The following is an 11,476-nucleotide window of genomic DNA, read 5'->3' as shown; positions in this document are numbered from 1 at the left end:
CTCAATGGCGATTGCCACAAATTTTGCTGAACATATTGAAGAAGGGCAGAAAACGGCACAATATCTCATTTTCCCGCCTATTATGGTAATCATACCGTTGGTTATGTTACTTGTTTCCATGATTCGAAATAAAAATAGATTGAAATCAAAAACATAATAACCTCTATGCTATCCAAAGCCACCGAATTTAAACAAATCCGAGGGCTTTTTTAACTTCCTAGATCGGGAATTATGTTAACTTCACATGAATAGAATATACATTGTTCCTTGTTCAACTACGAGGCAGAATAGTTAAAAAAATCAACTAGATTTGTTGGATTAAATTATTTTCCAATGGTTATTCTAAACAAAAATGCAAGAAAAGGGGGATTACGCATGACCACCGATAAAGAATTAAATCCAATGAATGTGATGAAACCACTAAATTTTAGTTCAAATACAGGAGATGAGAGCCAAGCTTTAACGACAATGGAAGTGGGTAAACTATGGGCTACCTATATGGGAAACAGTATGTCCATTCAAATTTTGAGTTATTTTCTTCAACATTGTGACGATGAAGATATTAAGACGCTATTGGAAAATGGTTTAGCCTTATCAAAGGATTTCACGCAGAGGATAGAAGGATTTTTAAAAAAAGATAATTTTCCTATACCTGCTGGATTTACTAAAGATGATGTAAACCTTGGTGCCCCACGTTTATACGCAGATGAATTTTACCCTCATTATTTAAAATATGCTGCTAAGGCAGGTCTTAGCATTTACGCAATAGCGCTTCCCTTAGTAATAAGAGAGGATATAAGAGAGTTTTTTGTTTATTGTAATCAATGTACTACAATCCTTTTGGGGCAAATTAACAATGTTTTAATGGGAAAAAAGTTTATTGCAAAACCTCCTATCATACCAACACCAAAAGGAATTGATAAAATTGATGACCAAAGCTACTTACAGGGCTTTATTGGAGATACCCGACCATTACAGGCATTAGAAATCATTCATCTTTATGATAACATTGAGAATAACACAACAAGTAAGGCATTATTATTGGGATTTCATCAAATAGTTCAGGATAAAAAGATAAAGGCTTTGTTTAAAAAAGGTTTAGACATGACTGATAAAGCCGTAAAGCAGTATCAGGAAAAGCTTCACATTGAACACATGTCATCACCGGCGTACCTAGACCATTTGGTTACAACATCTACATACCCTCCTTTTTCCGATAAAATAATGCTATTTCATAAAGTGGACATGTTCGCAATGAAGATAAGGGCATTCGGAAACTCACTGGCGGTAACTGCAAGAAGAGATATAGATATGTTATATATAAGAACTCTTATTAACATTGGACTATTTGTTGACGACGGTGTAAATATCTTAATTGATAAAGGTTGGTTGGAATCACCACCAAAAGCGTATGACAGAGTTTAAGTATGCAATTGGAACAGCTTGAACAGATTCGAATTGCAAGCTAGGCGAAAAAAATTTAGAAAAGGAATAGAACAATGTGGCGAATAGTAAAGAAGCATTGTTGTGGAGTATAGCACTTCCAGGTTTTGGTCAATTACTTAATGGAAAGTACCTCAAAGGGATAATTTTTATTTCATTAGAATTTATTATAAATGTTCAATCACATTTTAATAAAATAATTTTGCATAGTTTTAACGGCGACATCAAAAAAGCCATTGAATGTACCGAATATCAATGGATTATGTTTTATCCTTGTGTTTACTTTTTTGCAATGTGGGATGCTTACAAGGATGCGGGTGGAGGGAAGGGACCATATTCTTACTTACCATTTGTTTTTTCAGCCTATTTTGTTACTGTGGGATTAATGTATTCCGAAAAAATAAAAATATTTGGATTAGTATTTGGAACAGTTTGGTTTCCAATGTTATGTGTAATCCCTGGAGTGGCAATGGGGATACTATTGAAAAAAATCTTAAGAAATGGATAGCATTGTTTTTTCCTTTTGAATTTGTTGATCTAACAGAATTTATGCAGGCTCTTTTAGGCAGGTGCTCACGCAAAATGGTTACTCCGACTTTTGTGAGGTATTACACTTAAACTATCGGATAATTTAATTGAGCAAGAAACTCAAAATTTTAAACTTCCGCTTTCGTTAATTATGTGAACAGATCGCTTAGCTGGGGAGTATTTTTTGTATAATCCTAGGTACCTAACTTCCAATAAACCTCCCATGTTATACGATATACATTGTTCCTTGTTCATCAAACGTTACAGGATAGTTTTAAATCGAATACCTATAAAGATTGCAGAAACCTTCTTATTCATAAAATAAATCTCTCAGGGTTACATTAAAAATAAAACTAGGAGGATTGCATGATGAGTTCACAGCGAACACCTATCACATCATCAGAATTGGCTAATTTGTGGATGGCTTATCAAGAAAAGACCATGATTATCAGGATATTAGATCATTTTATAGAACATGCCGATGATGAAGCAAAGCAACTGTTACAGTCCCATTCTAACACTGCCGCCAAAAATGTAGAGGCGATTACAAACATTTTGCATCAAGAGGGAGCAGTAATTCCCATCGGCTTTACAGAAAAAGATGTCTATAATGGAGTCCCAAAGTTATATGATTACATGTACGATATCATGTATTTGCACATGATGACTAAAGTAGAAATGAGCCTGTATTCACTTTTTGTAGGCATGTCTTACCGGAAGGATATTGAAGATTTTTTTATCAGTTTGACTGCGGAGTCTCAAGCGATGAATAGCCAATCCACCCAATTGCTTTTAGAAAAAGGCGTTTTGGTACGCCCACCCTTTGTGTCAATGCCAACAAAAGTTGGATTTGTACAGAGTACAAATTACACGGAGGGGTTAAAGTTGTTTGGTGAACTAAGATCTCTTAATACGGTTGAAGTTTCCCTTATCCATCACGCGATTGAAACAAATCTTGTAGGAATGCAATTAATGATTGGATTTGCTCAAGTGGCCACTGATAAGGAGGTACAGGACTATTTTGTCAAAGGGATGAAACTTTCAGAAAAGATAGAAACTTCTCTAGGTGAATTTTTACGCCAAAGTTTTATTGAGCCCCCTGCCACTCATGCCGGAAAAGCAACCACGTCGAAAATTGCGCCTTTTTCTGAGAAATTGATGATGTACAACACCAGCTTGCTCACTTCATTTGGACTCGGAAGTAATGCACTGGGCGGGGCTTTTAGTTTAAGGAGCGACCTACCAACAAAAATGACCTTGCTGGCAAAAGATATTTTCTCTTTTGCTCAGGATGGCGGAAAACTTATGATTAAAAACGGCTGGATGGAAGAACCTCCACAAATTGAAGATCGAAATCAGCTCACTACATAATCGTTTTATCATGATAGGACTTATTATTTCCATTCTGCTTTTCAACCTAATTGCGTTCAAAACAAATCAGCATCTTACAAAAAATCAAATTGTTCATATTTGGATGTTTACAATTTCGTTTCAGGCACTTTTTGATACCTATATTGATATAAAGTACCATGGGTACTGGTACTTTACCAAAGATGTGGATTGGGAGTCTCTTATTGCCGTTATTGCTCTGGTTCCACCTGTAAATATGATGTTTTTAAATTGGTATCCGTTTCAATCATCGAGAAGTAAGAAGATCCTTTATTTTATTTATTGGTGCATCAGCATTTTATTGTATGAGCTGCTTACGTTACTACCAGAACCGTTTGGCTATTTTCATTACGGTTGGTGGAACATGAGTTATTCAGCTATTGCAGACCCTATTTTGTTGTCCTTGCTATTGATGTATTACAAATGGATATGTAAGATTGAAAAATCATCGTAAGGTAAGTAAAGTGACTTCCTTCCTACATCTTTGATTACGTGAACAAAGAACCCTCCAGTTACGATTTGGAGGGGTTTTTATATTCTAAATAAAAGGGAAAAAGCTATACACCGGTTAATGTATAGCTTTCCTTAGAGGTTTAATTTTCTGCATGCTTCACAGCATGCGAACGTCAAATCATTCGGATGCACCAATACTTCTAATTATTGAATACACCCTTATTATGTACTTTGTGCCTAGAATTATTCAACAAAGGAAAAAGCTATCCATAATGAAATGGATAGCCTTCCTCCAGACAGTTAGTTTTGGTCATCCCAACAATATCGCCACCAAGGAGAAATCTATTGCGGGATGTAATCGTATTATAACACTAGGTATTGTAGGGTATACAGGGATTTGCACAAAATTTTACGCGCGGCGATTGAAAAGCATGTTTTTATGTAAGTTTGGCAAAAAAACGGGCTGAAAGTAGCGCCAAATCAGCGTTTTTAGAGGTAGTTTCCTACTTTACACTCACAGCGGAGACTTTATGCCTATACATACTTCCGCTTTCAAGAATTCTGTGAACAAGCAATGTCCTCCAGATCACTTAGATAGAAGGAACTGTATCTGTTCGTCATAAAGGGGTTATGATAGATAGCTCTTTGGAAACGATTCACACTGTTGTTCCTTATTATGCAAAAGAGAAAGTAGCTCAAGTGGTGAAGGAAGAAGAGATTACCATCGAGGATTTCGTAAAATATTGTATTGAAAAGGAACTAAGGGCTAGAGGGTCACTGTAATATTCTTTGTTCGTCAATACTAATGAGTTTGATCGCATGAACAAATACATAAAATACAGGTATTTGAGCAAGATAAACATATAGAGTTTCTTCGTAATCTCTATAAAATTTAGTGGTGAAATGCCCTCCAGTGATCTGGAGGGCATTGTTTGTTTATATAAATTCGAAAATAGAAGTTATGTTCATCTATTTAAAAACAAAATGGTATGGTATTATCAAAAACATGAAGCTGTATTTAGATTTAGACTTGAGGTGAATTAAGATGTATTTCTCCCCATTATTTGAAAACGATGTACCCGTAGTACTCTTCCGTCCTTAGTGGAGTGAGAGTGATTACATCTCTCCGTTAGGGGCATTCGACCTAAATAAAAGACGGAGGGTACAAAAATGAAAAGTAATTGGTTAGGTTCTATATATTTAGCTTTAGCTGCCAGCATTTGGGGTGGTATGTACGTTGTTGTTAAAATTGTAGTATCGGTTATACCTCCACTGGAACTTGTGTGGATGCGTTATGTAGTGGCTCTTGTCGCGCTTTTTGTAATTGGTTTGATAACACGACAAAAATGGCGAATCCATAAACGTGATTTCTTACTCATTATAGCCATTGGGGTCATTGGTAACGCTATTTCAATCGTTGCTCAAGAAATAGGTACAATGCTATCCTCAGCACAAATGGGAGCCATTATAACTTCTTCAACACCAGCATTTATGGTTATTTTTGCTCGTTTACTGCTTAAAGAACGGTTGACCATAAAAAAGGGATTCTCCGTTTGTTTAGCGACCATTGGGGTTTTTCTCATTGTTGGAGTGGATCATGTGAATGTGTCCAGTAAACTTGGTGGTACTTCACTGCTGATTGCGGCTTTAACATGGGCACTCATGTCTGTACTTGTAAAGCGTGTGCCGAATGATTATTCACAAATTGTGGTAACGACCTATTCCATTTTGGTAGCCCTAATCGTGTTAACTCCTTTTGTTTTGCCGCGGTTACATGTAATTACTATCTCTCAACTGACTCACCCGACTATTTGGGGAGGACTCTTATATTTGGGCATTGTCTCAACGGCTGGTGGATTTCTACTTTGGAATCGTGGATTACAACTGCTTAATGCTTCAAGCGGGGGGCTATTTTTCTTCTTTCAACCCGTTGTTGGGACAATACTTGGATGGCTCATTCTAGGTGAGAACATAGGTGTAATGTTTTGGATCGGCTCCATCTTAATTCTCGGTGGTGTTTTATTCGTTATCAACGAGAAAAAATAGTATGTAAAAACCTCTTTAGCTACGGCTTAAAGGGGTTTTTTACATATAAAGGGATATCGCCACATGCCCATCAAGTTAAGAATTTAGAATTACCCCAAAATTATCGTTTTGGGGCATTGTATTTTTGCTAAGTTGATGGGCATGGGGGCGCTAACCCTAAATGGGCTCTTGAAATAAAAATTTTATCTCAATTACTTATACAGATGAAGAACTATCTATAGTTTGTGCGGAAGAAGTAGTACCCTCGCATGTTGAAAATATTGAAATAAGTAACGGATGGAGATGTATTAAAGTGGAAGGACCTCTTGATTTTTCGCTGACAGGAGTATTATCTTCCCTTGCTTCCCCACTTGCTGGAGCTAAAATTAGTATCTTTGCCATTTCTACTTATAACACAGATTATCTTCTAGTTAAGTCAGACACTTTAGAACAAACTTTACAGATATTATCTGAACACGGACATTCTGTCATCTAATAATAATTCGCAATCAAACAAACATTACTGGAATTATCAATAATCTCCTTTGGCTCAAAGCTAAAGGAGATTATTTTAGTATCCTAGATGTATTGAATTCCTAAAAGAGGTAGTACCCGCGAAGCTTGGGGGGCCCGTTTTGACTGCACGGTCGATCAGCGCCGTGATAGGAGCGGCGAGGGGGGGCGGAGTTTCTCTGTAGAGGGCATCTGGGTCGCCGATCAACGTACTCAGTGCCTCCGCCATGCCCTTCTTGGCGTCAAGAAAATCCACGAATAGCAGCAGCCATTCGTGGAGCACCGCCACCGGCTCCCGCTACATCATCAGTTGTGCGGCCGCCTCGATCAGTGCGTCGCGTGTCGGGAAGTGACGGTAGAGAGTGCCGATGCCGACCTCCGCCACGCGTGCGACCTGCTCTAAGATGGCGGCTGCGCCCTGAAATCGCTGCTCGCTCGATTCGTCAAGATCGCACTCGCGATAATACTGAAGAGATGCTCAGCTCGTGGCGCGGACGAGGGTTGATTGCTGAGCCACGCAAGCGCAGCAGCTAGCGAGAACAGGTCATCACCATCCATGTCGGTACGTGCCAGACCCTCGGCCTGAGCGCGAGCGAGAAGTCGCGTGCCTGCCGTGCGCATCGTGACGCATGAAGCGTGGAGTGCGGACTCCGTGTCCTCCTTGGCTGCCATCATCGCGTCCACAACACCTTGATAGTTGCCCGTGAATGCAACGACGTCGCGTAGCCACGACACGAGTGCATCATCGGGTGAACTCGCAGTTTCGAGCTCACGTGCCTTTATCGTAAACTCGTCGAAGCTTGCGCGGAGCAAAGCTTCGAGCAGCGCCTCTCTCGTCGGGAAATGACGATACAGTGTGCCGAGCCCGACACCAGCTCTGCGAGCGATATCACGCAGCGATGCATCGACGCCGTGCTCGGTTACAACGACGCTCGCGACTGCGAGTATGTGCTCATAGTTTTTCTTCGCATCGGCTCGCATAAGATTCCTCCTTGACAACCGGAGCGGTGCTCCGTATAATGATAAACGGAACAGTGATCCGTTTAAGTGGAGCACTGTTCTAATAAGGATAACACATTTGTGTGAAAGGAGAAAGCGATGTCTACAAACACAATGAAGGCGATTCGGCTGCACGAATTCGGCGGCCCTGAGGTACTGTGTTACGAGGAGGCCCCGCTTCCCGAACTGAAACCGGGTGAGGTGCTTGTCCGCGTTCACGCGGTTGGCATCAACCCCCCCGACTGGTACCTGCGCGAGGGGTATAAGGATCTTCCTCCTGAGTGGCAGCCGGCGGTGTCCTTTCCCTTCATTCTGGGGTCGGACATGTCGGGCGTCATCGAGGCGGTAGCCAAGGATGTGCAAGACTTCTCCATCGGCGATGAAGTTTTCGGTATGGTTCGCTTTCCTAGCATGGGGGAGAGCGCTGCTTATGCCGAGTACGTCGCCGCGCCAGCGTCTGATCTTGCACTCAAACCGGCTGGCATCGATCACGTGCACGCCGCAGGGGCGCCGATGGCAGGTCTCACCGGATGGCAGTTCCTGATCGAGTTGGGGCACAATGAAGCGAATCCGTTTCAACCGGAGTCGCATCGCCCGCTGCCGCTCAACGGCAAGACGGTACTCGTCAATGGTGCCGCGGGCGGCGTGGGGCACTTAGCGGTGCAACTGGCTAAATGGAAGGGTGCGCATGTCATCGCGGTGGCATCGGGCAAGCATGAGTCGTTCCTGCGCGAGCTCGGTGCCGACGAATTCATCGACTACACCAAGAGTCCTCCCGAGGACATCGCCCATGACGTTGATCTCGTCCTCGATACCCTCGGAGGTCCAACAACCGGTCGTTTCTTGCGTACGCTCAAGCGTGGCGGCGCTTTGTTCCCAGTGTTCATAGGCTTCTCCGACGCCGAGGAGGCCGCAAAGCTGGGCGTCACTGTATCGATGACCCAAGTGCGCTCAAACGGCCCACAGCTAGCGGAATTAGGGCGCTTGCTCGATGCCGGGACGGTTCGCGTCGCCATCGACAGCACGTTTCCACTTGCCGATGCTCGCAAGGCGCACGAACGAGCCGCCCGTGGGCACATCCAAGGCAAGATCGTGCTCACGGTTATGTAAGGACGACAGCTCGAATGATTATCGCACTCCTGATGGAACGTCGCAAAACTTTGCGGCGTTCTACTAGCGAGGACTGCGAATGAGCTTTGAAAAAATTTGCTAACTTAAATTAAGAAAAAAAGGATGATCAACAATGATTATACTCATGGGTTACGTTCACCTAAATCCGTCTGATGTGAATGAGTTCACTGCAGACGTTCAGGCCGTCGTTTCCAGCACGAGAGCTGAAAATGGATGCCTCTTTTATGCCTTTACTTTGGAAGATGAAGATGCGCGCGCCGGACGCATGCTGACTGTCCAGCGGTGGCAAGATCAAGAATCGCTGACGGCCCATGTTGAAAGACATAAGTCAGCGCCGTTTTTAAAAAAGTGGGGAAATAGGATGAGAATGGACATTTTAAAATACGATGCCTCGAACGAACGTTCGTTCATGGAGTAAAAGAGTGAGCGTCAAATAGCCCCCACCTAGCGGCGGGAGCGGACTTGGGATATACTTCTATGGATTCTGTTTCATCCGACAATCAGCGGGGAGCGAGGATTTTATGGATAGATCGTACAAACCATGAGCAACACTTTTCACTTGATAAAATAGTTCATCATAAGTTAGGGTCTTATTTTTACTCTTTATTGCGCAATTTGTTGGATGCATTCGAGCAACATCTGGAAGTATTTTTGAAAGTAGCATTCAGTTTTCCCCCTCAAAAGCGTTATTCTTACAATATCCATAAATTTACTATGCGATATGCACGTATCATTATAAATATACAGTAGCAAATAGTTTTTTCTTATAGGGGTCCTGACGCATGCCCATCAAGCTGACGGTAAGAAACTCTAGCTACACCTTGATTTTTGTACTGTGACTAATGAGTTTTGGAAAAATAAACATGCCAAATAAACCTATGAAAATGTGATTTTTCCGCTAGGCAACTTGTCTTTTATTCACCGTCGTTTCATAGACAACACCAAGAATATCGAAGACGGTCATTTTTTTGTAACGATGACATTTACGACCATTCTTTTTAAGCAATTGATAGAGGCGATGCAGAATCGCCAAGAGTTCATCTGTGTCAACTACCATTGCTTGGAACAGTAACGGAAAGTAATCCTTAATCATATAAATTGCTTTGTATTCGCTCAGTTCTTGCTTCTGCTTTTCGAGTAGAAACTGTCGCATTTGAAACATCGTAGAGGAACAGATGAGAATGCCAATGAGCTGGCCATACAAATGGCATTCAAGACGTTCTTTTTTGATGTTCTTACACTCATCAATTTCAAAGAACGACTTCCATGTTTTAAACAAAATCTCTATTTGCCAACGTAGTGAATACAAGGCATACACGTAGTTAGTCGGCACTTCTTCTGGCGATGTGTTCGTGATATATACATTCATGACCATCAAACGCTTACTTTTATCCTTCATGACAATACCCTTTTTCTTCTCACGTATTGCTTGATTTTTCAAACGCGTTTGCGTTTGATCGTCGGTTAAACGATGAATCATGACACGCGTTGGAAGCTTTTGATTTTGCCCAATATACGCCTCAGGAATTTCAATCGTTTCACCTGGTAGTAGTTCAGACATCATCTGGTCCATATCAAGCTGAATATATTCCGTTTGCTTTTTCAGTGTGCCATTTTTGAAGTATTCTGGTTCGGGATTTTTGATATACATGCGTGTATTCAGCTTCAACCGCGAGATATAATAAGCTTTTTTATCGTGAATCGCTTGTAGATCACTTAAATCGAAGTAACCGAGATCACGCAAACATAGGTCTCCTTTTTCAACGGTTTCAAGACAAATGGTACCGTATGTTTTATCATTGTTCTTTCCCGGTCCAAGCTGCACGTTTAAAAATTGACCACTGAGTAAATCGTATTCAAGTTGAATCTTCACCCCGGCAGTATTACTACTTCCGCCTGATCTTTGATAGTCAGTGGCGAAGGTATCTGGTAACTGAAACACCGTCGCATCTAAAACACGAATACGATTGAAAGTAGACATCATGTGTACAGAAAGCGATTGATTGGAACAGAGTTTTTGTGTGAGAAGAGAAGTAAAGACTTCTCGAAGAAATGCGACAGCTGCTGGATTAAAGCGTTGATTCAATCCTTCTGGACTCATTAGTACCCCCGTGGAAGCTTCTAACCGACTGCACAATTGTGTAAGCGATGTGCTAGCGATTTCCTGACTGAGCCATACACAAAGGGCCATGAGTTCGTTTGCTTGATACTTACTAGATCGCTGCACAAAGCCAACTTGTTTGGCGATGTCTTGTAGGACTACTGAAGATAGAAAGCGTTGTAATTCTTGTGAGAATAGATGTAATTCTTCAGAAAGCGAGAGGTCCATAAAAAAACGTCATCCTTTTCGAGTATTTTACTGAAAGAATAACGTTTTTTCATTTTGGGGGAAACTTGTTTTGTTAGCTTGATGGGCATGGGATATCGCCAACATTTCGTAAATTTTGTACGCTAAGCAAATTCAAACATAAAAAGGTCGAATTCCCTGTACGTTAAAGGAACCGATTTTTTTATTTGACTTCTTCAAAGTAAAGCAACCTTAAAGTTAAAGTACATAATTTCATAAACTTTACTTGTGCATTTCTACACACAAAAAGCTAATCGGCAACTCCCGATTAGCTTTCCTGGAAGAGCCATATTTACCTTATCTAATAAGCGCTTTTGACATGAAGTAATTCGAAAAACTGCTTTTTTATTCGGATTGCCACCCTTTGTTGCATCTCCGCGAGAACTCATACGACCGTTTCGTAATTCCTCAAAGTTTTTACGCCCTCCAAACACAACGGAAGGAAAGGTATGCTGCAAGATGTGCTGTTCATAAAACTGTATATGTTTCAGTTGACGTTCCATTTTGTTTTGTAAACCTAGAATGTGGAAAGAACGATGGTTTACATTCGGATTCTGTTTGAACTTTTCATATTTTGCTTTTGTGTTCTCATAACGTTCTTTCCACAGCTCATGGTATTCCACCATTAGTGTATGTCTAGCTGTAAGA

The 11,476-nt window shown here is 41.2% G+C and carries 13 protein-coding genes; 9 read left to right on the top strand and 4 right to left on the bottom strand.

Going from position 1 to position 11,476, the window contains the following annotated elements; genetic code table 11:
* Positions 1–375 precede the first annotated feature (375 nt).
* The 7 genes from AAHB12_RS30235 (at position 376) to AAHB12_RS32050 (ending at position 6,334) form a co-directional block, all read left to right on the top strand.
* Positions 376–1,425 (top strand): DUF3231 family protein, encoded by a 1,050-nt coding sequence (locus AAHB12_RS30235; RefSeq protein ID WP_342048786.1) that lies wholly within the window; start codon positions 376–378, stop codon positions 1,423–1,425.
* Positions 1,426–1,501: 76 nt separating this feature from the next.
* Positions 1,502–1,951: a hypothetical protein gene (locus tag AAHB12_RS30230; protein ID WP_342048785.1), complete on the top strand. Its 450-nt coding sequence runs from the start codon at positions 1,502–1,504 to the stop codon at positions 1,949–1,951.
* A 386-nt stretch (positions 1,952–2,337) separates the two neighbouring features.
* Positions 2,338–3,342, top strand: coding sequence for a DUF3231 family protein (locus tag AAHB12_RS30225; protein ID WP_342048784.1), 1,005 nt, complete (start codon positions 2,338–2,340; stop codon positions 3,340–3,342).
* A gap of 10 nt (positions 3,343–3,352) precedes the next feature.
* Positions 3,353–3,814: a hypothetical protein gene (locus AAHB12_RS30220; RefSeq protein WP_342048787.1), complete on the top strand. Its 462-nt coding sequence runs from the start codon at positions 3,353–3,355 to the stop codon at positions 3,812–3,814.
* 629 nt (positions 3,815–4,443) lie between these two features.
* Positions 4,444–4,596 carry a hypothetical protein gene (locus AAHB12_RS30215; protein WP_342048783.1) on the top strand — a complete coding sequence of 51 codons (153 nt, stop codon included), beginning with the start codon at positions 4,444–4,446 and terminating at the stop codon, positions 4,594–4,596.
* Positions 4,597–4,983: 387 nt separating this feature from the next.
* On the top strand, positions 4,984–5,859 hold the full coding sequence (locus AAHB12_RS30210; protein ID WP_342048782.1) for a DMT family transporter: 876 nt from the start codon (positions 4,984–4,986) through the stop codon (positions 5,857–5,859).
* Between the two features lie 184 nt (positions 5,860–6,043).
* Positions 6,044–6,334, top strand: a complete 291-nt coding sequence (locus AAHB12_RS32050) for an ACT domain-containing protein (protein ID WP_446715639.1) — start codon at positions 6,044–6,046, stop codon at positions 6,332–6,334.
* A gap of 315 nt (positions 6,335–6,649) precedes the next feature.
* Here the strand turns inward: AAHB12_RS32050 and AAHB12_RS32045 are convergent, their stop codons facing one another.
* Complete coding sequence (locus AAHB12_RS32045) at positions 6,650–6,736, bottom strand: TetR family transcriptional regulator (protein ID WP_446715638.1); 87 nt, start codon at positions 6,734–6,736, stop codon at positions 6,650–6,652.
* 14 nt (positions 6,737–6,750) lie between these two features.
* The gene (locus AAHB12_RS30200) at positions 6,751–7,332 is read right to left on the bottom strand and encodes a TetR/AcrR family transcriptional regulator (protein ID WP_342048780.1); all 582 of its coding nucleotides are present in this window, start codon (positions 7,330–7,332) and stop codon (positions 6,751–6,753) included.
* 117 nt (positions 7,333–7,449) lie between these two features.
* Between AAHB12_RS30200 and AAHB12_RS30195 the strand changes: the two genes are divergently transcribed.
* Together AAHB12_RS30195 and AAHB12_RS30190 are read left to right on the top strand one after the other, a co-directional pair.
* Entirely contained in the window at positions 7,450–8,460 is a 1,011-nt protein-coding gene (locus AAHB12_RS30195) for an NADP-dependent oxidoreductase (RefSeq protein ID WP_342048779.1), read from the top strand.
* Positions 8,461–8,593: 133 nt separating this feature from the next.
* A complete protein-coding gene (locus AAHB12_RS30190) occupies positions 8,594–8,899 on the top strand; it encodes a putative quinol monooxygenase (RefSeq protein ID WP_342048778.1) in 306 nt (101 codons plus the stop codon).
* A gap of 480 nt (positions 8,900–9,379) precedes the next feature.
* Here the strand turns inward: AAHB12_RS30190 and AAHB12_RS30185 are convergent, their stop codons facing one another.
* Together AAHB12_RS30185 and AAHB12_RS30180 are read right to left on the bottom strand one after the other, a co-directional pair.
* Positions 9,380–10,810: an IS4 family transposase gene (locus tag AAHB12_RS30185; protein WP_342048777.1), complete on the bottom strand. Its 1,431-nt coding sequence runs from the start codon at positions 10,808–10,810 to the stop codon at positions 9,380–9,382.
* 254 nt (positions 10,811–11,064) lie between these two features.
* Positions 11,065–11,476, bottom strand: a 412-nt coding sequence (locus tag AAHB12_RS30180) for a hypothetical protein (protein WP_342048776.1), incomplete at its 5' end; no start/stop codon positions are given.

The sequence above is a fragment of the Bacillus sp. OTU530 genome (assembly GCF_038440375.1).
The sequence above is the reverse complement of the archived record's forward strand: the minus strand, read 5'-3'. Positions and strand labels throughout refer to the sequence as shown.

Excerpts from the sequence above, each read along its gene's own strand:
- AAHB12_RS30185 (WP_342048777.1), bottom strand. The coding sequence starts at position 10,810 with ATGGACCTCTCGCTTTCTGAAGAATTACATCTATTCTCACAAGAATTA.
- AAHB12_RS30215 (WP_342048783.1), top strand. The coding sequence starts at position 4,444 with ATGATAGATAGCTCTTTGGAAACGATTCACACTGTTGTTCCTTATTAT.
- AAHB12_RS30220 (WP_342048787.1), top strand. The coding sequence starts at position 3,353 with ATGATAGGACTTATTATTTCCATTCTGCTTTTCAACCTAATTGCGTTC.
- AAHB12_RS30235 (WP_342048786.1), top strand. The coding sequence starts at position 376 with ATGACCACCGATAAAGAATTAAATCCAATGAATGTGATGAAACCACTA.
- AAHB12_RS30195 (WP_342048779.1), top strand. The coding sequence starts at position 7,450 with ATGTCTACAAACACAATGAAGGCGATTCGGCTGCACGAATTCGGCGGC.
- AAHB12_RS30225 (WP_342048784.1), top strand. The coding sequence starts at position 2,338 with ATGATGAGTTCACAGCGAACACCTATCACATCATCAGAATTGGCTAAT.
- AAHB12_RS30210 (WP_342048782.1), top strand. The coding sequence starts at position 4,984 with ATGAAAAGTAATTGGTTAGGTTCTATATATTTAGCTTTAGCTGCCAGC.
- AAHB12_RS30200 (WP_342048780.1), bottom strand. The coding sequence starts at position 7,332 with ATGCGAGCCGATGCGAAGAAAAACTATGAGCACATACTCGCAGTCGCG.
- AAHB12_RS30190 (WP_342048778.1), top strand. The coding sequence starts at position 8,594 with ATGATTATACTCATGGGTTACGTTCACCTAAATCCGTCTGATGTGAAT.